The sequence below is a fragment of the Streptomyces thermodiastaticus genome (assembly GCF_014656135.1).
Taxonomy (GTDB): Bacteria; Actinomycetota; Actinomycetes; order Streptomycetales; family Streptomycetaceae; genus Streptomyces; species Streptomyces thermodiastaticus.
This window is the reverse complement of record NZ_BNBV01000019.1, coordinates 32,819-57,619: the sequence shown is the minus strand read 5'-3', so window position 1 is coordinate 57,619 and position 24,801 is coordinate 32,819. Positions and strand designations below refer to the sequence as shown.

General features: G+C 73.5%; 18 protein-coding genes. 8 read left to right on the top strand and 10 right to left on the bottom strand.

All coding sequences use genetic code 11. From position 1 onward, the window contains the following. Positions 1-223 precede the first annotated feature (223 nt). From IE286_RS17875 to IE286_RS17855, 5 genes are all read left to right on the top strand, one after another. Positions 224-445 carry a hypothetical protein gene (locus IE286_RS17875; RefSeq protein WP_189797761.1) on the top strand — a complete coding sequence of 74 codons (222 nt, stop codon included), beginning with the start codon at positions 224-226 and terminating at the stop codon, positions 443-445. A 491-nt stretch (positions 446-936) separates the two neighbouring features. Beyond that, the gene (locus tag IE286_RS17870) at positions 937-2,142 is read left to right on the top strand and encodes an NAD(P)-binding domain-containing protein (RefSeq protein ID WP_229863047.1); all 1,206 of its coding nucleotides are present in this window, start codon (positions 937-939) and stop codon (positions 2,140-2,142) included. Positions 2,143-2,277: 135 nt separating this feature from the next. Continuing rightward, positions 2,278-2,847, top strand: a complete 570-nt coding sequence (locus tag IE286_RS17865; RefSeq protein WP_189797759.1) for a TetR/AcrR family transcriptional regulator — start codon at positions 2,278-2,280, stop codon at positions 2,845-2,847. Between the two features lie 203 nt (positions 2,848-3,050). After that, positions 3,051-4,232, top strand: coding sequence for a GDSL-type esterase/lipase family protein (locus IE286_RS17860; protein WP_189797758.1), 1,182 nt, complete (start codon positions 3,051-3,053; stop codon positions 4,230-4,232). A 92-nt stretch (positions 4,233-4,324) separates the two neighbouring features. Further along, complete coding sequence (locus IE286_RS17855) at positions 4,325-7,060, top strand: SpoIIE family protein phosphatase (protein WP_229863043.1); 2,736 nt, start codon at positions 4,325-4,327, stop codon at positions 7,058-7,060. A 353-nt stretch (positions 7,061-7,413) separates the two neighbouring features. Here IE286_RS17855 and IE286_RS17850 read toward each other — a convergent pair whose 3' ends face one another. From IE286_RS17850 to mdlC, 3 genes are all read right to left on the bottom strand, one after another. Then, complete coding sequence (locus IE286_RS17850) at positions 7,414-8,646, bottom strand: MFS transporter (RefSeq protein ID WP_189797757.1); 1,233 nt, start codon at positions 8,644-8,646, stop codon at positions 7,414-7,416. A gap of 108 nt (positions 8,647-8,754) precedes the next feature. Beyond that, positions 8,755-10,209: a benzaldehyde dehydrogenase gene (locus IE286_RS17845; protein ID WP_189797756.1), complete on the bottom strand. Its 1,455-nt coding sequence runs from the start codon at positions 10,207-10,209 to the stop codon at positions 8,755-8,757. Positions 10,210-10,284: 75 nt separating this feature from the next. Beyond that, positions 10,285-11,865, bottom strand: coding sequence for a benzoylformate decarboxylase (gene mdlC, locus IE286_RS17840; protein WP_189797755.1), 1,581 nt, complete (start codon positions 11,863-11,865; stop codon positions 10,285-10,287). A gap of 96 nt (positions 11,866-11,961) precedes the next feature. On the opposite strand from mdlC, the gene IE286_RS17835 reads away from it, so the two are divergent. The 3 genes from IE286_RS17835 (at position 11,962) to IE286_RS17825 (ending at position 15,163) form a co-directional block, all read left to right on the top strand. Continuing rightward, the gene (locus IE286_RS17835) at positions 11,962-12,915 is read left to right on the top strand and encodes a LysR family transcriptional regulator (protein ID WP_189797754.1); all 954 of its coding nucleotides are present in this window, start codon (positions 11,962-11,964) and stop codon (positions 12,913-12,915) included. Positions 12,916-13,112: 197 nt separating this feature from the next. Beyond that, on the top strand, positions 13,113-14,795 hold the full coding sequence (ctaD, locus tag IE286_RS17830) for an aa3-type cytochrome oxidase subunit I (RefSeq protein WP_189797753.1): 1,683 nt from the start codon (positions 13,113-13,115) through the stop codon (positions 14,793-14,795). After that, the gene (locus tag IE286_RS17825) at positions 14,792-15,163 is read left to right on the top strand and encodes a cytochrome C oxidase subunit I (protein ID WP_189797752.1); all 372 of its coding nucleotides are present in this window, start codon (positions 14,792-14,794) and stop codon (positions 15,161-15,163) included. Before ctaD ends, IE286_RS17825 begins: the two co-directional genes overlap by 4 nt. Before the next feature lie 107 nt (positions 15,164-15,270). Here the strand turns inward: IE286_RS17825 and IE286_RS17820 are convergent, their stop codons facing one another. The 7 genes from IE286_RS17820 to IE286_RS17790 all read right to left on the bottom strand — a co-directional run bounded on the left by IE286_RS17820 (position 15,271) and on the right by IE286_RS17790 (position 24,352). Further along, a complete protein-coding gene (locus IE286_RS17820; protein WP_189797751.1) occupies positions 15,271-15,873 on the bottom strand; it encodes a GTP-binding protein in 603 nt (200 codons plus the stop codon). Continuing rightward, positions 15,854-16,225 carry a DUF742 domain-containing protein gene (locus tag IE286_RS17815; RefSeq protein WP_189797750.1) on the bottom strand — a complete coding sequence of 124 codons (372 nt, stop codon included), beginning with the start codon at positions 16,223-16,225 and terminating at the stop codon, positions 15,854-15,856. The genes IE286_RS17820 and IE286_RS17815 overlap by 20 nt, the downstream gene beginning before the upstream one ends. Then, positions 16,218-16,649, bottom strand: a complete 432-nt coding sequence (locus tag IE286_RS17810) for a roadblock/LC7 domain-containing protein (RefSeq protein ID WP_125496377.1) — start codon at positions 16,647-16,649, stop codon at positions 16,218-16,220. Before IE286_RS17810 ends, IE286_RS17815 begins: the two co-directional genes overlap by 8 nt. 12 nt (positions 16,650-16,661) lie before the next feature. Further along, on the bottom strand, positions 16,662-19,238 hold the full coding sequence (locus IE286_RS17805; protein ID WP_189797749.1) for a sensor histidine kinase: 2,577 nt from the start codon (positions 19,236-19,238) through the stop codon (positions 16,662-16,664). A gap of 383 nt (positions 19,239-19,621) precedes the next feature. Next, positions 19,622-20,806 (bottom strand): NAD(P)/FAD-dependent oxidoreductase, encoded by a 1,185-nt coding sequence (locus IE286_RS17800; RefSeq protein ID WP_189797748.1) that lies wholly within the window; start codon positions 20,804-20,806, stop codon positions 19,622-19,624. 67 nt (positions 20,807-20,873) lie between these two features. Continuing rightward, positions 20,874-22,409: an amino acid adenylation domain-containing protein gene (locus IE286_RS17795; protein WP_189797747.1), complete on the bottom strand. Its 1,536-nt coding sequence runs from the start codon at positions 22,407-22,409 to the stop codon at positions 20,874-20,876. Further along, the gene (locus IE286_RS17790; RefSeq protein ID WP_229863034.1) at positions 22,406-24,352 is read right to left on the bottom strand and encodes a beta-ketoacyl synthase N-terminal-like domain-containing protein; all 1,947 of its coding nucleotides are present in this window, start codon (positions 24,350-24,352) and stop codon (positions 22,406-22,408) included. Before IE286_RS17790 ends, IE286_RS17795 begins: the two co-directional genes overlap by 4 nt. Between the last annotated feature and the right edge of the window lie 449 nt (positions 24,353-24,801).

Genomic DNA, 24,801 nt, shown 5'->3' with positions numbered 1-24,801 from the left:
GCGCGCGCCGCAGACCGTCGGTGCCGTCCCCGCCGCACCGCACACGGCGTCCAGGTCTGCCGTCCGTGGCGCTCCGCTCTGGTGCCCACGCCCCGTCATGGCACTGCACTGCTTCCCCGAAACTCCGGCGGGCTGTTTCACCCGAATGGCCTTCCCTGAGGGCGTGCCGCCGCCGAACGGGTGTCTCCTGGAGCGGGAGAGGCGTCCATCGAGGGAGCCGATCATGTATGAGATGTGTGCAGGACTCGAAGAACCCGGCGGGGCACCGGTGTGGCACGTCATGGCCAAGAGCGCGGCCAGGACGCTCTGCGGCCGACGGCTCGGGCAGCGCGTCGACGGGGCGAGCGCGCAGCGGGCCGGTCATTGCTCCACCTGCATGACCTTGTTCGGCAAGCTGATGACCGCGCCACCGGCCGTCAACTCCCCGGCGGCCACGGAGCGCTGAGGTCGTCCCTTCCGGGCCGGGGACCGGACCGGCGGACGTGAGGGCCTGCCCCTTTGCGGACGTGCCGCAAAGGGGCAGGCCCTCGGTCTCGGCCGGGAGCACGGCGACGGCGGTGCGGGCCGCACGGTGCCGCGGATGCGTGCCGGGCGTGACCGGCGTGACCCGCACGGCACGCCGTGAGGTCCGCGGGGTGTTCGCTGTGGCCGGCGGGCCGGCTGGGCCGCGTGGGGCGACGGCGCGTCAAGGGTTGGTGCATCTTTCGGCAAGGTGGGACCGATTCCGCATTCCGGCGGCGGCCGATGGGTAACACTGTGCGGCGGAGGGGGGACCGCGTGCGGCGGCGTGTGCCGTCGCGCCCGTCCCGAAGTGCCGCACCGCCTGGGGGAAGGCGGTGGGGGGACCAGTCGGGGGGATGCATGACGCAGTCGCTTCCTGGGCGGCGTCCGGTCCGTGAGAGGGCGTCCAGCGGGCGGCCGGGACTTCCGGTCGTCGTGGTCGGGGCCGGGCCCTACGGGCTGTCGGTCGCCGCGCATCTGCGCGCGGCCCGAGTGCCGGTGCGCGTCTTCGGCGAGGTCATGGGCAGCTGGCGGCATGCCATGGCGACCGGCATGTTCCTGAAGTCGACGCCCAACGCCGTCGACCTGTCCGTGCCGGAACCCGGCGGCCGGCTCGCGGACTTTCTCCAGGTGCACGGCGAGCCGGAGCTGACCGTGCGGACCCCGATCCCGTGCGAGGTCTTCGTCCGCTACGGGCAGTGGTTCCAGAAGCGGTACGTCGGCGAGGTGGAACCGGCGCGCGTCGTGGCCGTGGAGCGGGCCGCCGGCTCCGCCTTCGCGGTGCGCCTGGACGACGGGCAGCACCTCGAGGCACGTTCCGTGGTCGTGGCCACCGGGCTGAACCATCTGGCCCACATACCCCCGGAGCTGCGCCGTCTCGCGCCCGAGGGACCGGGCGTCGGGGCTCTGGTGTCGCACACCAGCCACCACACCGACCTGTCCCGCTACGCCGGCCGGCGCGTCGCCGTGGTCGGCGGCGGCCAGTCCGCGCTGGAGAGCGCGGCCCTGCTGCACGAGTCCGGCGCCGAGACCCGGGTCCTGGTGCGGGAGCGGAGCCTGCTGTGGGGGACGGTCCCGGACGAGCACCGGCCGTGGCCGCTCAGGATCGTCCGCCCCGGCTCGCCGCTGGGCAACGGCTGGATCCTCGCCGGTGTGTGCCGGGCGCCCGGCGCTGTCCGCCGGCTGCCTCCGGCTGCCCGGCTGCTGCTGTTCCGGCGGGCGCTGCGCCCCTCGGGCGGCTGGTGGCTGCGGGACCGGGTCGAGGGAATCGTGCCGGTGACGACGTCGCGCCGCATCGTACGGGCCGAGGCGGACGGGGCGACGGTGCGGCTGGAGGTGGCCGGGCCGGGGCGCACCACGGAGAGGCTGACCGTGGACCATGTGCTGGCCGCCACCGGGTACCGCCTCGATCTCGGCTCCCTGTCCTTCCTGACGCCCGGGGTCCTCCGGGAGCTGCGGGTCGTGCCGGGCTCCCGGGCGCCCTGGCTGTCCGCCGGGTTCGAGTCGTCGGTGCCGGGCCTGTACTTCGTCGGATCGCTGTCGGCGCCGATGTTCGGCCCGATGCTGCGGTTCGTCGCCGGCACGGAGTTCGCCGCCGGCCGGGTCGCCCGCGATCTGGTGCGCGGCGCGGCGGCGCGGTGAGGCGGACGGCGGGCAGCCGCAGGGCCCGGTGACCGGCATGCCGCGGTGATCCGCGTGGCCCGGTGAGCCGCCGAGAGTTTGCCTATAGGCTTTAGGGAAGTGCATAATCCCTTCAGGAAAGACGAAGGGATCGCCGTGCCGCGTGCTGGACTCACCGTCGAACGCCTCGTGCAGGCGGGGGCGGAACTCGCCGACGAGGTCGGCTTCGACCAGGTGACCGTCTCGGCCGTCGCCCGGCGGTTCGACGTCAAGGTGGCGAGCCTGTACTCGCACCTGAAGAACTCCCACGACCTCAAGACCAGGATCGCCCTGCTGGCGCTGGAGGAGCTGGCCGACCGTTCCGCGCACGCCCTGGCGGGCCGCGCCGGCCGGGACGCCCTGGCCGCGCTCGCCGGCGTCTACCGCGACTACGCCCGCGAGCACCCCGGCCGCTACGCCGCCGCCCGGCTCCGGCTCGACCCCGAGACGGCCGCCGCCAGCGCCGGCGTGCGGCACGCGCAGATGATGCGGGCCGTGCTGCGCGGGTACGGCCTGCCGGAGCCGGACCAGACGCACGCCGTCCGGCTGCTCGGCAGCGTCCTGCACGGCTATGTCAGCCTGGAGCTGGCCGGAGGGTTCGCGCACAGCAGCCCCGACGCCCAGGTCAGCTGGGAGTGGATCCTGGACCGCCTCGACGGGCTGCTGACGAGCCTGCGGCCGCACTGACACACGCCGCGGCAGAGCGCACCGCGCACACGGGCGGCGCACCGGCCCCGCCGCACAGCCGCGAGCGCCGCGCAGGCCGCCCCCGCACCGCACTCGGGCGCCGGGCCACGCCCCGCGCCCTCCGGCCCGCCTGCCGCGCGCCCCCGCGCCCGGCCGGCGCACCCGCCCTGCCCCGCCCACCGCCGAGACCCACAGGTGGAACCGTGAACACCGACCCTCGCTGGATCGCCACCCCGCTCACCGCGGACCTCGTGCGCGGAGCGCTCGAACTCGAACGCACCCCGCACGGCCTCCTCCCGCACCGCCTCCCGGCACGCGCCCGCGCCCAGTGCGCCGACCCCCAGCTGGCCATGGCGGAGGCCCAGCCCTCGGGCGTCCGGCTGGCCTTCCGGACCGCCGCCACCGCCGTCGAGCTGGACACCCTGCCGACCAAGCGCGTCTACACCGGGGCCCCGCCGCGCCCCGACGGCGTGTACGACCTGCTCGTCGACGGGCAGCCGGCCGGGCAGGCCACGGTGAGCGGCGGCAGCGTCCTCACCGTCGACATGGCCACCGGCACCACCGATCACCGGCCCGGTGAACCCGGCACCCTCCGCTTCACCGGTCTGCCCGCCCGGGAGAAGGACGTCGAGATCTGGCTGCCGCACAACGAGACCACCGAGCTGGTCGCCCTGCGCACCGACGCCCCTGTCGCGCCCGTACCCGACCGGGGCCGCAGGGTGTGGCTGCACCACGGCAGCTCCATCAGCCACGGCTCCGACGCGGCGAGCCCCACCGGCACCTGGCCCGCCCGCGCCGCGGCCCTGGCCGGAGTGGAGCTGATCAATCTGGGGCTGGGCGGCGGCGCCCTGCTGGACCCCTTCACCGCCCGCGTCCTGCGTGACACCCCCGCCGACCTCATCAGCATCAAGATCGGCATCAACCTGGTCAACACCGACCTGATGCGGCTGCGCGCCTTCACTCCCGCGGTCCACGGCTTCCTCGACACCATCCGCGAAGGCCACCCCACCACCCCGCTGCTGGTGATCTCGCCGATCCACTGCGCCCTGCACGAGCACACCCCCGGGCCCACCATGCCCGACCTGAGCGCCCTCGCCTCCGGGCGCATGGGCTTCCGGGCCGCCGGCGATCCCGCCGAGCGCGCGAGCGGCAAGCTCACCCTCTCCGTCATCCGGGAGGAACTGGCCGGGATCGTGCAAGCGCGCGCGGCCGAGGACCCCCGCCTCGGCCACCTGGACGGGCTCGCGCTGTACGGCGAGGCCGACGCCGCCGAGCTGCCGCTGCCCGACGGGCTGCACCCCGGTGCCGCCGCCCATCGGTGCATCGGCGAACGCTTCGCCCGGCTGGCGTTCACGGCCCCCGGCCCCTTCGCCGACGTGTCCTGAGCCCTCGCCGACGTGTCCCTCGCCGCGCCGTCCCGCAAGGATCAAGCGGGCAAGCCGTGACGATTCGGGTCATCAGGTGCTAGAAAGGCTCGATGGCAACCCCTTCGGGCCGTCCTCGACCCCTGTCGAAGCGGTCACTGGTGATGAGAAGCCTGCGCAGCGTCGCCGGGCAGATGTTCGTACTGCAGGTGGCGCTCGTCGTCCTGCTGGTGGTCGCGGCCGTCGTCGCCCTCATGCTGCAGTCCGAGCGGGACACCAGCGCGGAGGCCAAGCGCCGCTCCGTCGCCGTTGCCGAGACCTTCGCGAACTCCCCGGGCCTGCGGGCCGCGCTGCGCGAGCCGAATCCCACGAGTGTGCTCCAGCCCCTGACCGAGGCGGGGCGCAAGGCCGCGGGCGTCGACTTCATCGTGGTCATGGACACCCACGGCATCCGCTACACCCACCCGCTGCCCGACCGCATCGGGAAGCGCTTCGTCGGCACGATCGGCCCGTCCCTGCACGGGGACACCCTCACCGAGAGCGTCAACGGGCCGCTCGGCGAGGAGATGCAGGCCGTCGTGCCCGTCGAGAACCCCGGCGGGCGCGTGGTGGCGCTGGTCTCCGCGGGGCTGAAGGTGAAGAACGTCGCCAACGAGGTGGACCGGCAGATACCCATCATCCTGACCGCGGGAGCGGGCGCCCTCGGCGCGGCGACCGCCGTGACCGCCCTGGTGAGCAGGCGATTGCGCCGCCAGACCCACGGGCTCGGGCCGGACGAGATGACCCGCATGTACGACCACCACGACGCGGTGCTGCACGCGGTACGGGAAGGCGTGCTGATCGTCGGCGCCGACGGGCGGCTGCTGCTCGCCAACGACGAGGCCACACGGCTCCTGGAGCTGCCCCCGGACGCCGAGGGCCGGCAGGTCACCGAACTGCCCGGCCTCGAATCCGACACGGTCGCCCTGCTCGCCTCGGGCCGCGAGGCCACCGACGAGGTCCTGTTCGCCCGCGGCCTGCTGCTCGCCGTCAACCAGCGGCCCACCGACCGCGACGGAGGCCCGGCCGGCACCGTCGTCACCCTGCGCGACTCCACGGAGCTGCAGGCCGTCTCCGGCCGGGCGCAGATCGCCCGGGAACGGCTGGAACTGCTCTACGACGCGGGCCTCGGCGTCGGCACCACCCTCGACGTCACCCGCACCGCCGAGGAACTCGCCCGGATCGCCGTCCCCCGCTTCGCCGACTTCGTCACCGTCGATCTCGCCGACGCCGTCCTGCACGGCGGGGAACCCAGTGCCCGGGCCACCGACATGCGCCGCGTCGCCGTCCACGGCATCCGCGACGACCACCCCCTCCACCGGCACGGCCGGCTCATCGACGCCCTGTCCGCCACCCCCCGGGCAGGCGGCTACCGCGTCGGTCGGCTCGCGAGCATCCCCGACCTGTCCGCCGCGGCCGACTGGCAGGCCCAGGACCCGGCTCTGGCACGGCAGATCCTGGAACACGGCATCAACGCGCTGATCGTCGCCCCGATCCAGGCCCGCGGTGCCGTCCTCGGCGTGGTCAACTTCTGGCGCACCAAGGAACACGATCCCTTCGACGACGAGGAACTGTCCCTGGCCGAGGAACTCGTGGCCCACGCCGCGGTCAGCATCGACAACGGCCGCCGCTACGCCCGCGAGCACACCATGGCGGTCACCCTCCAGCGCAGCCTGCTCCCGCGTGCCCTGCCCGAACAGGACGCCATCGACGCCGCCCACCGCTACCTGCCCGCCCACTCGGGCGTCAGCGGCGACTGGTTCGACGTGATCCCGCTGCCGGGCGGCCGGGTGGCGCTCGTCGTGGGCGACGTGGTCGGCCACGGCCTGCACGCCGCCGCCACCATGGGCCGGCTGCGCACCGCGGTGCACAACTTCTCCACCCTCGACATGCCGCCCGACGAACTGCTCAGCCACCTGGACGACCTGGTCGGACGGATCGACCAGGAGGAGGCCGGCACAGAGGCGGCGGCCGCCGTCGTCGGCGCCACCTGCCTGTACGCCATCTACGACCCGGCCACCCGCCGCTGCGCCATGGCACGCGCCGGGCACCTCGCCCCCGTCGTCATCCACCCGGACGGCACCGCCGCCTTCCCCGACCTGCCCTACGGGCCGCCGCTGGGCCTGGGCGGCATGCCGTTCCGCACCGAGGAGCTGGAACTGCCGGAGGGAACCCAGCTGGTGCTGTACACCGACGGACTGGTCGAGGACCGCGGTCGCGACCTGGACGAAAGACTGGAGCTGTTGCGCGCGACCCTGGCGGACCACCCCGGCCGGTCGCCCGAGCGGCACTGCCAGGCCGTGCTGGACGTGCTGTTGCCCGGACAGCCCCAGGACGACGTGGCCCTGCTCGTCGCCCGTACCCGCGTGCTGTCGCCCGACCGGATCGCCGACTGGGACGTCCCCGCCGACCCGGCCGCGGTCTCCGGGATACGTCAGGCCGCCCGCGCCCGTCTCGACGCCTGGCAGCTGTCCGACCTGGAGTTCAGCCTGGAACTCGTGCTGAGCGAACTGGTGACCAACGCCGTCCGCTACGGCTCCCCGCCCATCCACGTACGGCTGATGTACGACCGCACGCTGATCTGCGAGGTGTCCGACGGCAGCAGCACCTCACCGCATCTGCGCTGCGCCGCGGCCACCGAGGAGGGCGGCCGGGGCCTGTTCCTGGTGGCGCGGACGGCCGAACGCTGGGGCACCCGCTACACCTCCCAGGGCAAGGTCATCTGGGCCGAGCTGTCCCTGCCCGGCACCGTCGGCGCCCCCCGGATCCCCGGCCTGGAAAGCCTCGGCGACCTCGAGGAACTGCTCTGACGTCGGGCGCGACGTGCTCTACGGCCAGGCGTGCAGCTCCGGCAGCGTCCGCTCACCTGTCTCGGCTCCGGGGCACGGGGACTTCCGCGGCACGAACCACGTGGATCCGGCACTGGACGGCGCGGACGACGCGGTGGTCCTCTTCGGCCGGAGCCCACTGATTTGTGTGGTACGTCACACCCGCACCGGGCAGTCCCGGAGGGTGATCCGCGGCGGCACTCTGCCATCTGCGCGCCGGGGACGGAAGCCGGGGGGGACCTGATCAGGACCACCGGTGTGCGCCGGACGCCGGGATGCCGGAAGGGACCCCGGACGCATCCCGGGGTCCCCTGTGGTGCACACCTACGCCGGTTTCAGGCGGTTTCGGCGGAGCCGCGCGGCAGGATGAGGACGGCGGCGAAGGCGCACACCGCGACCGCGGCGAAGAACCAGAAACCCCACGGGTGGCCGATTCCCGCCGTGACCAGGGCCCCGGTGACGGACGGGCCGACGATCGAGCCGATCCGGCCGATGCCGGAGGCCGAGCCGAGCGCGGTGCCGCGCACCGCGGCCGGGTAGAAGTGCGTCACGTACGCGTAGACCAGCACCTGCGCGGAGAACACGAACACCCCGGTGAAGAACACCACCACGTCGAGCAGCAGATCGCTCTCCATCTTGACGCTCAGACAGGCCAGCATCACCACCGACACCGCGAACCAGCCCAGCGTGGTGCCCTTGATGCCGCGCCGGTCGGCGACGGCACCGCCCAGGACGAGACCGACGACGCCGCCGATGTTGAGCACCAGCAGCTGGGTGACGGCGGTGGGCACGGGGTAGCCGGCGTCGTTCATCAGCTTCGGCAGCCAGGTGTTCAGGCCGTACACCAGCAGCAGGCCCATGAAGGACGCCAGCCAGACCCCGATGCCCGCACGCAGACAGGCCGGCTTCAGCAGCTCCGTGAACGGCACCCGCTGCGCGCCCTCCGCCTGTCTGGCCTGGACGAACGCCTCCGACTCCGGCAGCCGGAACCACTGGATCACGGCAATGACGAGACCGACGGCACCGAGGACGTAGAAGAGAATCTGCCAGTCGTCCGTCACCTGCAGCGCCAGCAGCGAAGTGATCACGGCACCGGTGTGGTAGCCGGTCATGGTCAGCGTGCTGGCCCGGGCCCGCCGCTCGGGCGGCATGTGCTCGGCCATCATCGTCAGCGACACCGGCATGCAGGCGCCGAGGCCCAGGCCGGCGATCAGGCGCAGCGCGGCGAACATCGCCACCGAGCCGGCCAGCGGCACCAGCAGCGTGAACACGGAGAACAGCACGACGGACGAGATCAGCAGCAGCCGCCGGCCGATCCGGTCGGCCAGCGGGCCGACGCAGACCGCGCCGATGGCCACGCCGACCAGCGACAGTGTGGCGATCGTGGTGGCGTCACCGGCGGTCATGCCCAGGTGGTGGGTGCGCAGCAGCACCGGGATGATCGCGCCGAGGACCACGAGGTCGTAGCCCTCGAGCAGCACGGTGATCCAGCACAGGACGACGGTCCAGGCGTTGTGCCCGGTGGTGCCTCTGCCGGGTGTGGTGCGGGACGGGACGGTGGATGTCATCGGACAACCCCCTGCGGACGGGTGCGAGCGAAGGGCATCGGAGCAAACGGGACCCGGGCCGGGACGGGATGGGACGTGACGTGCGGACACGGCCCGGGCCGGGGAAGGTCAGAACGGGTAGTCGGCGATGTCCGGGCGGACCGTGACCCACTGGGTCTCGGTGAACGCCTCGATGTTGGCCGCGGCCCCGCCGAACCGGGAACCGGTGCCGGAGGCCTTGACGCCGCCGAAGGGCGCGTTCGGCTCGTCGCTGACGGTCTGCTCGTTGATGTGGACCTTGCCGGACTCGATCCGGTCGGCGAGCCGCATCGCGGTGCCCACGTCGCCGAGAATCCCGACGGACAGCCCGTACTCGCAGTCATCGACGATCCGCGCGGCCTCCTCCAGCGTGGAGAAGCCGGTCACGGGCGCCACCGGGCCGAAGATCTCCTCGCGCCAGGCCGGCATGTCGGGCCGCACGTCCGCCAGCACCGTCGCCCGGTATCCGGCCCCCGCGATCTCGCCGCCCGCGACGACCCGCGCGCCCGCCGCGACGGACTCGGTGACGATGGAGTGCACCCGCGCCAGCTGCCGCCGGTCGATGACCGGGCCGAGCGCGACGTCCTGACGCGCCGGGTCGCCCACCGTCAGCGCCTCCGCCTTCGCGGCCAGCGCCGCGGTGTACTCCTCCAGCAGCGACTCGTGCACGATGTGCCGGCCGGTGGTCATGCAGATCTGGCCCTGGTGCAGATACGAGCCGAACGCGCCCGCCGAGGCCGCCTTGTGCACATCCGCGCCCGGCAGCACCACCAGGGCGTTGTTCCCGCCCAGCTCCAGATGCGCCCGCTTGAGCAGCCGGCCCGCCCGCTCGCCGATGGCCCGCCCGACCGGCGTGGACCCGGTGAAGGAGATCACCCGCACCTCGGGGGCGTCCACCACCGCCTGGCCGACCGAGCCGTCGCCCGGCAGCAGATGCAGCACCCCGGCGGGCAGCCCCGCCTCCTCGAAGATCCGCGCGATGACGACGCCGCCGCTGACCGCGGTGCGCGGATCCGGCTTGAGCAGCACCGCGTTGCCCAGCGCCAGCGCGGGGGCCACCGAACGCAGCCCCAGGATCAGCGGGAAGTTGAACGGCGCGATGACGCCGACCACACCGGCCGGGCGGCGCCGGGCCAGCGACCAGCGGGACTCCTCGGAGGTCAGCACCTCACCCTGCGGATGGGTGGGCAGCGACGCGCACTCGAAACACTCGCCCACGGCGAGCCCCACCTCGAAGCCCGCCTTGGACCGCACCGAACCGGCCTCCCGCACCAGCCAGTCCTCCACCTCGGCGGCGTGCTCGGTGAACAGCTCGCCCGCCCGGCGCAGCACCGCGGCCCGCTCCTGCGGGGACACCGCCGCCCACGCCCGCTGAACCTGTGCCGCCCGCGCCGCGGCCCGGGCCACGTCCTCGGCGGTGGCCAGGCCGACGGTGCCCAGCCGGTCCCCGGTCGCCGGCTCCACGACGGGCTGCTCGGCGGCCGCCGCCCGCCACCCGTCGCTGAAGACCTTCTTGCTCCAGACGTCGCTGTCCAGGAGTGCCATGGGTGTCCCTTCGTCGTTCCGCGGTGAACGTGTGGTGGTGCGTGCGGTACGGGGTGAGCGGGCCGGGCGCGGGGCTCAGGACGGGGTGGTCAGCGACGTGTCCACCTGGACCAGCCGGGGCCCGTCCGCCGGCCGGGCGAGCACCGCCCGCAGTTCCTCCTCGTCGCCGGCGTGCACGGCGGGGACGCCGTACCCCTCCGCGATCCGGGTGAAATCCAGTCCCGGAAGGTCGAGACCCGGCGCGTCCGGCACGCCGAGCAGATCGCCGAACCAGCGCAGCGCGCCGTAGGTGCCGTTGCGCAGCAGCACGATCGTCAGCGGCAGGCCGAGCCGGGCGGCCGTCCACAGGGCGGTGATGCCGTAGTTCGCCGAACCGTCCCCGACGACGCCCGCCACCGGCCGGTCGGGACGGCCCAGCGCGACACCGACCGCGCCGGGCAGCCCGAAGCCGAGGCCGCCGGCCGCCGGGAAGAAGTACGAGCCGGGCCGGCGCAGATCCATCTGGCGCCACCAGGCGGCGTTCGTCGACGTCGACTCCACCACGTACGCCGTCTCCCGCGGCAGCACCTCGCGCAGCGCGGCGAAGACCTGCTCCGGGTGCAGCCGGCCGCCCTCGCCGCGCGCCGGCGCGGGCACCGGACGGTACGGGCCGACGGGCCCGGCGGGCGCGTCCAGGTGGCCGCTCAGCACCCGGATCACGGCTGCGAGGCCGGCGACCAGCGCCTCGCCCATCGGCGCCCGCGCCGCCGCCGAGGCGTCCTCGGTCACCTGGATCAGCCGGGTCCCCTCGGGCAGATACCGGCCGGGCAGGTACTCGTGGTAGCGGAACACCGGCGCGCCCAGCACCAGCACCAGGTCGTGCCCCTCGAACGCCTCGCAGACCGGCGCGATCCCGGCGGGCAGCACCCCGCGGAAGAGCGGATGCCGGTTGGGGAAGGGCAGCCGGAACTGCGAGGGCGCCGCCCACACCGGACCGCCCAGCCGCTCGGCCAGCCGCACCGCGTCGTCGAACAGGCCCGCCGCGTCGATGTCGCCGCCCAGCACCAGCGCGGGCCGGCGTGCCGACGTCACCTGCTCGGCCAGCCATCGCGCCTGCCCGGGGTCCGGGACCGCGGCCCGCCGGACCTGCCGCTGGAGCACGTGCAGGCTGTTCTCGCCGGCCTCGGCCGCCCAGTCGTCGTACGGCACCGACAGATAGACCGGTCGGCGCCGCAGCCGAGCCTCGAACACCGCCTGCGCCAGGGCCCGCGGCACGTCCTGCGCACACGCCGGCTCCGCCGCCCAGCCGACCAGCGGCCTCATCAGGGACGGCGCGTCGACGTTGGCCAGGTTGGCCTCCGGGCCCACGGCCGGCCGCACCTGCTGCCCGGCCACCACCACCAGCGGTGTCCGCGCGGCCACGGCATTGGTCAGGGCGCCCATGGCGTTCCCGGAGCCGGAGGCCGCGTGCAGGTTCACCAGCACCGGCCGTCCGGTCGCCTGCGCGTAGCCGTCGGCCATCCCGACGACGGCCCCCTCGTGCAGTCCCAGGACGTACCGGAACCCGTCGGGCAGATCCGCCAGGAACGGCAGCTCGTTGGAGCCGGGATTGCCGAACACGGTGGTGAGCCCGTGACGCTGCAGGAACTCGTGGGCGACGCGACGAACGGAGGGCACAGGCGGTTCCTTTCCACGTGTGGCACAGCACGCTAGGCAACCCTTCGACATGCGCACCAATAAATGTTGAACGGCGGCGCTATAGAGTCGATCGATATGAGGAGCTTCGATCTCAACCTCGCCCGGGTCTTCGTCCTGCTGTACGAGACCGGCAGCGTCACCGCCACCGCGGAGTCGCTGCACGTCACCCAGCCCACCGTGAGCTACAGCCTGGGCAAGCTGCGCCGGCACTTCGGCGACGAGCTCTTCCGGCGCACCGGCCGCGGACTGACCCCCACCGCCGGCGCGCACCGCCTGTACGACCCGCTGCGCCGCGCGCTCACCGAGATCGACGGCACCATCCGCCAGGCCGACACCTTCGACCCGCAGACCATGCCGGGCCGTTTCACCGTGGCCCTGACCGACCTCGGCGAGGCGACGCTGCTGCCCCGCCTGCTGGCGGCGGCCCGTGAGCGCGCACCCCGGGTGTCGTTCACCGTCCGGGCGCTGGACGTGGACGACGCCGAGCAGCAGCTGCGCCGAGGGGACCTCGACGCCTTCGTCGCCACCCCCGTGCTGACCTCCCACCGCACCGTGCGCATCCCGCTCTTCCAGGAGCGCTACGTCGCCATGGTCGCCGCCGACCATCCCCGGGTCCGCGGCGAGTGCATCACCCTGGAGCAGCTGTCCGCCGAGCGTCATGCGACGGTGTTCGGTCCCAGCGGGCACGTGGTGCCGCGGGCCGCGCTCGCCGCCCACGGACTGCTGGACCGGGTGGTGGTGGAGGCCACCCGCTTCTCGATGCTGCCGTACCTGCTGGAGCAGACCGACCTGGTCGCCCTCGTCCCCGAGTACGTGGGGGAGGTGTTCAGCGCCTCGCGCCGGCTGCGCCTGCTGCGGCTGCCGTTCGAGACGGAACCCATCGAGATCGCCCTCTACGCCCGGCACGAGTCCTCGCGCACACCCGCCCAGCGGTGGCTGGTGCAGTTCATGGCCGAGGTGCTCGGGCAGCGGGTCAGCCGGGCCCAGCTGCCGCCCTACGCCGCCGGTCCGGCGCCGTCCGGCCGCTGACGCGCGCACACCCTCGCCGGGTGATGCCGCAGTAGGCCGACGGGGTGCATTCGGGCGGGCGTTGCGCCGATCCGGGGACGCACCGTCAGGTCGCGCGCGGGCCGAGCCGCGAGGATGGTGCGGAGCCCTGCGGTACCTCCGCGGAACTCACGCGTCCAGCTGCGAGAGCACTCGAGAGAAAGCGTGTCACGGGCCGCATGACTGACGTTCAGCACCCTACGCGGGACATCCCGGCTCCGCCCCGTCGTCGCCTGCGGCCCGGAGCCGTGGTGGTCGCATGGGTGACGACCACCGACCACAAGAAGATCGGCTCCCTCTACCTGATCACGTCGTTCCTGTTCTTCCTGTTCGGCGGCGTGCTCGCCCTGGTGATCCGGGCCGAACTGGGCCGGCCCGGGCTGCAGATCATGTCCACCGAGCAGTACAACCAGGCGTTCACGATGCACGGCACGGTCATGCTGCTGATGTTCGCGACGCCGCTGTTCGCCGGCTTCGCGAACTGGATCATGCCGTTGCAGATCGGCGCCCCGGACGTGGCGTTCCCCCGGCTGAACATGCTGGCCTACTGGCTGTACCTGCTCGGCTCGCTGATCGCGGTGGCCGGCTTCCTCACTCCGAACGGCGCCGCCGACTTCGGCTGGTTCGCCTACTCACCGCTGTCCGACGTCGCCCACTCCCCGAACATCGGCTCGGACCTGTGGATCATGGGGCTGGCGCTGTCCGGCTTCGGCACGATCGTGGGCGCGGTCAACTTCATCACCACGATCATCTGCATGCGCGCGCCCGGCATGACGATGTTCCGCATGCCGATCTTCACCTGGAACGTGCTGCTCACCAGCGTCCTGGTGCTGCTGGCCTTCCCCGTCCTGGCGGCCGCGCTGCTGGCGCTGGAGGCCGACCGCAAGTTCGGCGCCCATGTCTTCGACCCGGCCAACGGCGGAGCGCTGCTGTGGCAGCACCTGTTCTGGTTCTTCGGCCATCCCGAGGTGTACATCATCGCGCTGCCGTTCTTCGGCATCGTCACCGAGATCATCCCGGTCTTCGCCCGCAAACCGATCTTCGGTTACATGGGCCTGGTCGGCGCCACCATCGCCATCGCCGGGCTGTCGGTGACCGTGTGGGCCCACCACATGTACGTCACGGGCGGGGTCCTGCTGCCGTTCTTCGCCTTCATGACCTTTTTGATCGCGGTGCCGACCGGGGTGAAGTTCTTCAACTGGATCGGCACCATGTGGCACGGCTCGCTGTCCTTCGAGACACCCATGCTGTGGGCGGCCGGCTTCCTGGTGACCTTCCTCTTCGGCGGCCTGACCGGGGTGATCCTCGCCTCGCCGCCGCTGGACTTCCACGTCTCCGACAGCTACTTCGTGGTGGCCCACTTCCACTACGTGGTCTTCGGCACCGTCGTGTTCGCGATGTTCGCCGGCTTCCACTACTGGTGGCCGAAGTGGACGGGCAGGATGCTCGACGAACGCCTGGGCAAGGCGACCTTCTGGATGCTGTTCACCGGCTTCCACACCACCTTCCTGGTGCAGCACTGGCTCGGTGCCGAGGGCATGCCGCGCCGCTACGCGGACTACCTGGCCGCCGACGGGTTCACCGCGCTCAACATGGTCTCCACCATCGGCTCGTTCCTGCTCGGCATGTCGATGCTGCCGTTCCTCTACAACGTGTGGCGGACCGCCAAGTACGGACAGCGGGTCGGCGTCGACGACCCCTGGGGCTTCGGGCGCTCCCTGGAGTGGGCCACGTCCTGCCCGCCGCCGCGCCACAACTTCGTCACCCTGCCCGTGATCCGCAGCGAGTCCCCGGCGTTCGACCTGCACCACCCCGATGTCTCGGCCGTGGACAAGCGGGAGAACCTGGGCGTGCCGCGATGACGGACGCGGCACGGCCCGCCGGCCGGGACCCGGGCCGCCCGGCCGTCCTGGCCGAGCAGGTGGAGGGCTATCTGCTGTGGCAGGCCCGCGTCGCCGAGGCCGAGGAACGGGCCCGCGCCTTCACCGAACCGCTGCACTGGCTCACCGGCGCGCAGCGCGAGGAGATCGAACGGCACTACGTCCGCGACTGCCTCACCCGGGCACGCACGGACCTCCAGCGCGTCGCCGACCGCTGCCGGGAGCTGCGCGGCGAGTACGAGGAGCGCTACCGCCTGCTGCGCATGCGCTGCGTGGCGCTGACGGTCGCGGGGTTCGCCGTCGCCGCGGTGGTGGCGCTCCTGCTCACCGCCACCGCCGCGCACCCGTGACCCGGCGGCCGGCGGCAGCGGCCGGACGGCGCCCGGGGCGCGCGGGCAGGCCGGACGGACGCGCGGCCGTCACCTCGTCCGCGGGCACGGCCCGGCGTCGCGCACCCTCAGAGCACGACCGGACGGGCGGCCGCCCGGTGGGCCCTCGCACGGGCGTGCGCCGCCTCCAGCACCGCGAGGAGCACCTGCTTGCTGGAGGCACGCTCCCGCACGTCGCACAGCACCACCGGGGTCGCCGGGTCCAGATCCAGCGCCGCCCGCACCTGCTCGGCGGTGCAGTCGCGCCGGCCGTGGAAGCAGTTGACGCCCACGGCGAACGGGATGCCGCGCTCCTCGAAGAAGTCGATCGAGGCGAACGACGCCTCCAGCCGCCGCGTGTCCGCCAGGACCACCGCTCCGAGCGCGCCCGTGGCCAGGTCGTCCCACATGAACCAGAACCGGTCCTGACCGGGCGTGCCGAACAGATACAGCACCAGCTCCGGCGCGATCGTGATCCGCCCGAAGTCCATCGCCACCGTCGTGGAGACCTTGCCCTCCACGCCGGACAGATCGTCCACACCGAGACTGGCCTCGGTCATGCGCTCCTCCGTCTCCAGAGGAGGCACCTCGCTCACCGAGGCCACCATGGTGGTCTTGCCGACCCCGAAGCCGCCCGCGATGAGAATCTTCAACGCGGTCGGCATGACCGGGTCAGAGTTGACGGATACCATCCATCACCCTTTCGATCAGTTCCACGCTCGGCCGGCTGTCCTGTCCGGGCGGCGACTGGACGAGGATCAGCGAGGCGTCGAGCAGATCCCCGCACAGCACCTTCACCACGCTCACCGGCAGATCGAGCAGAGCGGCGATCTCCGCCACCGCCATGGCCCGGTCCCGGCACAGCTCCAGGATCCGGTCGGCCTCCGGCTCCAGCCCGGACGGGGTGTCTCTCACGGAACGGGCGACGACAAGGGTGATCAGCGTGAAGGCGTGCTGGCTGTGCCGGGTGCGCCCGCCGGTGATGGCGTACGGCCGTAAGTAGCGCCCCGTCTTCTCGCCGTCGAGCCCGTGCGGTTCAGGCATCCTGGACAGGGGCGCCGGACGGGGACTGCACACGCGGTGCGGCCGTCAGATACTGGCCGACCTGCTTGACCAGGGTGCCCATCTCGTACGCCATCATCCCCACATCCACTTCTTCCGAGGCGAACGCCGCCAGCCGGGCGCCCTGCCCGGCCGCGGTGACGAAGAGGAACGCCTTGTCCATCTGAATGACCGTCTGCTGCACCCGCCCGCTGTGGAAGTGACGGGCCGCGCCGCGTGCGAGGGCGTGCACGCCCGAGGCCACCGCGGACAGGTGTTCGGCGTCGTCGCGGAGCAAGTCCTTGGACTTGCCGATCAAAAGGCCGTCTCCGGAGAGCACGATCGCGCAGCGGATCTCCGGTATCCGGTCCACCAGGCCGTCCAGAAGCCAGTCCAGCTGACGTCCGGTGGTCACCTGCTCAGTCATTGCTCAACGTCCTCACACTTCATGGGCAGTCGGGCCTGCCCCGTCGCTTGGCCGCCCGTGCGCACCGTGCGGCGTGTCGTCGTCGGACCTCCAGGCCCGCTTGAGTCCTTGCTGGATGGCGTTCATCGTGCGGGCCGACGCGTCCGGGGACAGGCCCGGGTCGAAACCGTCCTCGTCGTCCGCGGCCTGCGCCGCCTCCCGGCGCAGCTGCTGGGCCAGGCTGGCGCCCCGGATGCGCTGCGGCAGCACCGTGGGCGTCGTCAGCGGACGGGGTGCCGAGCCGGACGGCTCCGCGGGCTCCGCAGCACCGGGCCGCCCGGCCGGTCCGGCAGGCTGCCGCGTGGGGGCCTGCCGGTCGTCCCGGCGAGGCGCGGGCGCACGGCCGGCCTCCGCGCCGGGGACGGTCCGCTGCGGGGCCGTGTGCGTCGGCTGGACGTCGCGTATCGTGCGGGCCGCCGGCATGGGCCCGTGGGGCGCCGAGGGCGCGGGATGCTCCGACGCGGGGGGCAACAGGCCAGCACCTCCGTATTCGGGGAAACCACTGTGGTCGGGCAGCGACGGACGGGCGAGCAGCGCCTCGCCGGCCGAGGCGGTCGCGCCGGCCGGCTCCGGCTCGGGCTCCGGCGCCGGAGCCGTCGCGGGGGCGTCCAGGGCCCGGTGCCGTCCGGTGTCCGGCAGCCGCTGGGCGCCCGGCTGGGCGCCCGCCTGTCCCTCGATGGCGAGGCCGGCGGCGACGGCCGCCGACTGCAGCTGGTCGACGACCGGCGAGGCGGACTCCTCCAGCAGCTCCGAGGGCAGCACCACCAGCGCGAGCGTGCCGCCGTAGTCCGACTCGCGCAGCGTGACCTTGATGCCGTGCCGTTCGGCGAGCCGGGCCACCACGAAGTGACCCAGCCGCGGGTCCTCGCCGAACATCGTCATGTCGACCCGGGGCGGCTCGGAGAGCAGCTCGTTGGCGCGCTGCAGCATCTCCGTCGGCATGCCCAGGCCCTGGTCCTCGATGTGCACGGCCAGGCCCTTGGCGACCCGGGCCGTGCTCACCGTCACCTGGGTCTCGGGCGGTGAGAAGCTGGTGCCGTTCTCGATCAGCTCGGCCAGCAGGTGCGTGACGTCGGCGACGGCACGCCCGGCCAGCGCGACCCGGCGGTCCCCCGGCGTGTTGCGCACCCGCACCCGGGTGTACTGCTCCGTCTCCGCCACCGCGCCGCGCATCACGTCGGTGATCGCCACCGGGTGCGTCATCCGCCGGCTCGGCGGGGCGCCGCTGAGGATCATCAGGTTCTCCGCGTGACGCCGGATACGGGTGGCCAGGTGGTCGACGCGGAAGATGTCCTTGAGCAGGTCCGAGTCCTCGTGCTTGCGCTCGAGGTCGTCCAGCAGCGCGATCAGCCGGTGGATGAGCACCTGGGCGCGGCGGATGAGCTGGCCGACGACCTTGGCCGAGCCCTCCCGCCCCTGCGACTGGCGCACCGTGGTGTCCGTGGCGAGCTGCGCGAGGCGGTCGATCGCCGACGCCAGCCGCCCGATGTCGTCGTTCGCCTGGTGCTGCCAGGAGCCGAGCACGGCCGGGTCCACACGTTCGCCGCGCTCCGCCTTGGCGAGGATCTCGGCCAGCCGGAAGGACGCCAGCTGCTCCGCACCCGAGCGGAGTTCGGCCAGCCGCGCGGTCAGCTCGTCCAGCTCGGCGAGGCGGCTCGTCGCCGCACGGCGGTTGCGCAGCGCCAGCACCGCCGCCGCGGCCAGCGCGGCCACCGCGGCCGCCGTGCCCAGCAGGGTGGCCACCAGCAGCTCGCCGGCCCGGTCGTCGGCGCTGTCGGCCAGTGCGTCCAGGGACTGGACACCGGCCGCACGCAGGCCGCCGACAACGCTGCCGGCCGCGGCGGGCCACTGCGTCGCACCGTCCGGCAGCTCGGTGCCCTGCCCGCCGGCGACGGCCCGCTCCACCGCGTCCACCGCGGCCCACTGGGCACCGCCGGTGATCCGCCCGTACGACGCGCGGGCCGCACCGGGCAGATCCTGTGCGGTCAGCTCCTCCTCGGCGGCCTGGCGCAGCGCCGCGTACTGCCCGAAGCGGGCACGGTCGGGGTGGGTGATCTGCTGCGCCGGAAGGGCCGCCGCGACCAGGGCGTCCTCCCGGGAGAGCATCTCGGCGATCCGGGCCAGGGTCACCGTGGCGGAGCCGCCGCGCCCCAGTTCCGCGTCGTCGCTGCGGACGGCCGCGCTCAGCAGGTCAAGGCCCCGAGAGGCGGCGCCGGTGTAGAAGGCGAAGGCGTCGGACAGGGACAGCTTCCGGGCGTCGATCGCGGAGCGGCGCTGGGCCAGCGGGCGCAGCGCGGTGTCCAGCGCCGTGTACCGGTCCCGCAGCGCCTCGCTGTCCGGCGCGGACTCGTGCTGCCGGTACGTCGCCAGCGCCACGTCGGTCTTGCGGCGGGCCGCCTCCAGTTCCGCGCGGGAGCCGGCGGAGCGGTCCGCCTGCCACCGGGCGGTGAGCCGGCGTTCGTCCTGCAGAGTCGTCAGCAGCTCCTGCGCGGGCCGGGCGAGGGAGGAGACATGTCCCGCGTCGGTGTGCAGCCGGACCTGGTCGTCCACGAGCCCCGCCGCCGTGTAGCCCCACAGTCCGCTGACGCAGACCGCGGGAATGACGAAAGGGAGGACGAACGAGGATCGCAGTGATCTCGGAAGGGCGGCGCGATGTCGCGTCCGCCGGTCGCGGGTGCCTGACATGTGATCCCTCGTACAGCAGCGGTTGCAGCGGTGCGGACAGCAGTGCGCGGCCTCCGACCCTCCCCGCGTCGTGGCCTGGTGGCTCACCGTGATCGAAGCCGGCGCGAGCTGCACGCTATCAGGATCATGGCCGAGCGTCATATGCGGAGCCGGGCAACTGCCCGCCGCTCGCACGTCAGTTGGGCCGCTGCCTGCGACAACGGCGGCCGGCGGGTGCCGCATGGGAACACCCGCCGACCGGGCTGGGATCACAGCAGGGCCAGCAGCCGCGGAGTGAACAGGGCGTCGGTGGAGACGATTCCCGCCACCATGTCCAGGTAGATCGACGTCAGTTCGGCGTCCGACTGCACCGCGCGCAGCAGCGACAGCCGCTGCTCGTGTATCTCCAGCCGGGCCACACCCAGCGTGGCCTCGTACCCCGGCACGAGCCGCTGCCGCTGTTCCTCGGCGAAACGGTCCAGCGCGGCGTCCAGGCGGGCCGTATCGCCGCCCAGCAACCCGGACACCGCTTCCACCAGCGCCTCGACCTGCCAGAACGCGTCACTGATGCCGCGCGCCGTGATCGAGTCCTTGTGGTGGGCGGCGTCGCCCACGAGGACCCAGCCCGGCCCCGTCGAGCGCCGGAAGAAGTTCTGCTGGTCGCCGCAGGCGTGCAGGCGCTCCAGTTGTCCGGCCCCGGCCATCCGCTCGTGCAGGGCGGGCGCGGTGAGGCGGATCTGCTCCCGGTAGGCGCGCTGTGCGTCGGTGCGGACCTCGGCGAAGCGGGACTGCGGGATGTAGGCCAGCACCAGGGTCGCCGGACCGTGGGTGGGCACGGTCGCCACCCAGCCGCCGGGCCGCTCGTACAGCTCCAGGTCGGCCGGCACGCCCTGCCAGTACGTGTAGTACGCGCAGGTCAGCCGCGGGTCCTGGACCGTGTACGGGGCCTCGGCCAGCCGGGCGACGGTGGAGCGCATCCCGTCCGCGCCGATCACCAGGTGGGCGCGCTCGGTGAAGGCACGGCCCCGGTGGGTGCCCCGCACGCCGGTCACCCGCCCGGTGTCGTCGCGCAGCAGGTCCGTCACCCGGCAGTGGTCCCGGTACTCGACGCCAGCCTCGACCGCCGCGTCGACCAGGAGGGCGTCCAGCACGTCACGCCGCGGCGCGAACGCCGCCCGCTGCCCCTCCACGCCCCGGGCGCAGCCCTCGATGCGGACGTCGGCGACCTCGTACACCGCCCGCTCGATGGGCGGGCAGCCCGTGGCCCGCAGCCGGTCCAGCAGACCCCAGCGGGCGAGGGCCGCCACGCCGGGCTGGTGGATCAGGTGCGTGGAGAGCGTGTCGGAGCCGTACGCCGCCTTGTCGAGCAGGAGTACCCGGTGTCCGGCACGGGCCAGCAGCAGGGCGGTGGGCGCGCCGGCGCAGCGCGCTCCTACCACGATGGCGTCGTACATGCAGATGCCTCACAACAGATGTCGGTGAACGGTGGGTCGGGGATCGCCGGGGCGGACGGATCCGTGGTCAACGGGTGCGCTCCAGCTGTGCGAGCAGCGCCCGGCGGTCCAGCTTGCCGTTGGGGTTGAGCGGCAGTTGGTCCAGGACCGTGATCCGGGCGGGCATCATGTAGGACGGCAGCCGGTCGCCGAGCGCCGTGTACAGGGTCTCGGCGGTGCCGGTGCCGCTGACCGCGGCCTGCAGCTCCGGTTCGCCGTCGGCGGCCGGCACGGTGACGGCCATCGCCTCCCGCACGCCCGGCAGCGCCCGCAACGCGGCCTCGATCTCGCCGAGTTCGATCCGGTGGCCCCGGATCTTGACCTGGTGGTCGGTGCGTCCCAGATGCACCAGCAGCCCGTCGAGGAGGGCGACCCGGTCGCCGGTGCGGTACCAGTCCCCGGGGCCGGGCGGAGAATCGGCCGGCCGGTGGTCCTCGGTGAGGAAGCGCCCGGCGTCCTGGGCCGGGTCCAGGTACCCGGCGAAGCGCAGCGGGCCGCGCACGCACAGCTCGCCGGTGTCGCCGGGCCGGCCCGCGTCGTCCAGCAGCACCACGTCGACGTCCGGGTGGGCGGTGCCGATGGGGGCCGTGCCGTTGGGGGTGTCCGGCCAGGCGGCCGGGTCCTCGGGGAACCGGTAGGAGGTGCAGGAGATGGTCAGTTCGGTGGGGCCGTAGAGCACTTCGACGCGGCTGCCGGGCGCGGCGGCCTGCCAGTCGCGGGCGGCCCGCAGGGTGAGCGGCTCGCCGCCGAAGACGCTCCAGCGCAGCGTCGGCATGCTGCCGGGGGTCAGGGTGCCCAGCCGGGAGGCGAAGCCGATCAGGGACGGCACCGAGAACCAGTGCGTCAGCCGCAGCTTGTTCACCGTCCGCACCGGGGACAGCAGCTGGCCGCGTTCGGGCACCACGAGGGTGCCGCCCTGGGACCAGGCGACGAACAGGTCGTGCACGGACCCGTCGAAGGTCAGCTCGAAGGACTGCGAGAGCCGGCTGCCCGGTCCGATGCCGTACCGGCCGGCGATCCGGTCCAGGTAGGCGCAGATGTTGCCGTGCCTGACCGGCACACCCTTGGGCGCGCCGGTCGAACCGGAGGTGAAGATGATGTAGGCGACGTCGTCCTCGCTCACCGGGCGCAGCGGCGCGGTGCGGTCCTCTGCGGGGGAGCCGGCCGCCGCGGCCGGGACGTCCTCGGGCGGGCACGCGTGCACGGGCACGCCGAGGTCGCCGGTGTCCGCGGACTCGGCGAGGATCAGGTCGAGGCCGGCCGCCTCGGCGATGCCGGCGATACGGGCGGCGGGGTGTTCGGGGTTGAGGGGGACCACCGCCGCGCCGGCCCGCAGGATCGCCAGGTATCCGGCATAGGCGGTGAGCGAGCGGGCCGCGAGCAGTCCCACCCGGCGCGGCGGGGTGCCGCCGGCCGCCGTGACCAGGCGGCCGGCGAGCGTCTCGGCGCACGCGCGCAGCTCGCCGTAGGTCAGCGTGGTCCCGCGGACCTCGAGGGCCGGCTCGTCGCGGTGGGTGTCGGCCGAGCGGGCGAAATACGCGTAGAGGCCGTTGGCACTGCTCATCGGGCCGCCGCCTCCAGCGCGCGCGTCCACTGGCGCAGTTCGCCGACGGTGCGCAGCCGGCCCAGCTCCTCCGGGTCGACCTCCTGATGGCACCGTTTGGCCAGCTCCACCACGATGCGCAGCTTCGCCAGCGAGTCGATGCCGATGTCGGTGAGCGACGAGCCGTCGTCGAAACCGGTGCGGGCGTGCTCCCGCAGCACCCAGCCGGCCAGGTCGTCGCCGTCCGCGGCGGCGGGCTCCTCACCGGGCCAGTAGCGGCGTGTCTGCCACGGGTAGCCGGGCAGCGGCACGAACCGGCCCGGCTCGCCGAACACCGACGGCCAGGACGGTTCCTCGCCCGCGACGTAGGCCGCGGCGACCGCCGACAGCGGGTGCCCGGTCATCCCCGGCCCGCCGGTCAGCGCCGCCGCCAGTTCCTCGTGGGTGCGGCCGACGACGGCCAGGCGGTGCGCGTGGTGGGTGCGCCGGGTGGCGGCGCTGTAGCAGATGTCGCGCAGCGCGTGGGCCTGCCCGGCCCCGCCCGGGCGCAGGTAACGCGCGTAGGCCGCGGCCAGGTCCGCCAGGGCGGCCTCGCTGTGCGCGGAGATCGCCAGCAGGTGCGGTCCCTGGTCCGCCGGCGGCTCGGTGCGCACGCGCGGCGTGTCGGCCTGGCGGAGCACGATGTGGGCGTTGAGGGCCGAGGAGCCCTGGCCGCTGACGCCGGCGACGGCCGGCCGGTCCAGCGCGGGCAGGTCCTGCAGCGCGGACGGCAGGGTCAGCGGCAGCGAGTCCCAGGGGACCTTCGGGTTCGGCGTGTTCACGTTCAGGCTGGCCGGCACCTGGCCGTGCTCCAGGCACAGCACCGCCTTGATCAGGCCGGCCAGGCCGCCGGCGGCCTCCGCGTGCCCGATGTTGGTCTTCACCGAACCGACCAGCAACGGCCGGTCGGCGGGCCTGCCCGCGCCGCACACCTCGCCCAGCGCCCGCAGCTCCAGCGGGTCCAGCGCGGGCGAACCGGAGCCGTGCGCCTCGACGTAGTCGACGTCGGCGGGGTCGATGCCGGCGTCCTCGTAGGCCCAGCGCAGCACGTCCAGCTGGCCCTGCAGGGACGGGTTGAGCACGCTGTCGCTGGTACGGCCGTCGTTGGAGACGGCGCTGCCCTGGATCACCGCGCGGATCCGGTCGCCGTCGGCGATCGCGTCCTGCAGACGCTTGAGGACGACCACCGCCACGGCGTCGCTGGGGGAGTAGCCGTCCGCGCTCGCGTCGCCGAACTTCGAGCGGCCGTCACCGGCCATGCCGCCGGCGTGGGTGAGTACCAGTCCCTCGTCGGGGCGCAGCGCCAGGTTCACGCCCGCGGCGATCGCCAGCGGGCTCTCCCCGGAGCGCAGGCTCTGCACCGCCTGGTGGACGGCCACCAGCGAGGACGAGCAGGCCGTGTCCACGACGACGCTGGGTCCGCGCAGGTCGAAGAAGTGCGACACCCGTGCGGCCAGCAGGGAGCGGAAGTTGTTCAGCTGCGCGGCGGTCACCGTCTCCGGGCCGCGGCGCAGGGCGAGTTCGAGGTGGTCGGCGCGCGTGTTGCCGACGAAGACGGCGGTCCGGCTGCCGGCCAGCCGGTCGGGGCGCTGCCCCGCGTCCTCCAGCGCGTCCCAGGCCGTCATCAGCAGCAGCCGCTGCTGCGGGTCGAGTTCGGTGGCCTCGGTGGCCGACATGCCGAAGAACTCGGCGTCGAAGTCGGCCACCTGCTCCAGGTAGCCGCCGCGGCGGGCCGCTATGTGCCCCTGGCGGGGCACGGGGGAGTGCAGCGCGTCCACGTCGTAACGGTCGCGCGGGGTCTCGCTGGTGGTGTCCACCGCGTCCCGCAGCAGGGCCCACAGCTCGTCGGGAGCGGAGGCACCCGGCAGGCGGCAGGCCATGCCGATCACCGCGACCGACCGAGTGTCCACGTCGGACCTCTTCATGAAAAAACTCCGTTCATACATCGCCACGGTTCCTACGCCGTCGCGCAGTTGACCTTGCCCCATCGCGCCCCGGCCCACCCGCGCGGCACCTGCCTGCGGCATAGGACACACCGGCTCGGGCCCATGTCGGCGGCACAGATCGACACGTACCGGGTGTTGCGGGCGCCTCCCCGTGAGGCCGGCCCCCGGTGCCTCGGCCGGACCGCGTCGTTCAGGTCGGCGGCGGGCCGTACGGCCCCGGGCATCTCATCTGGGCGGACGGCGCGATGCGTGGCGTAAAACCCACCCTGTGAGCGGGCGCCATCGGTCTCGCCGTGGCCGCTTCCCGGGCCGTGACCGGGAACCGCGCACCCGCCTCACCCTCCTCGGATACGGACTGACATTCGACTGGTGGTGGCGTGGGGCGGGACCCGCCGATCTCGGCCACGCGTTCACCCGCACGATTGTCG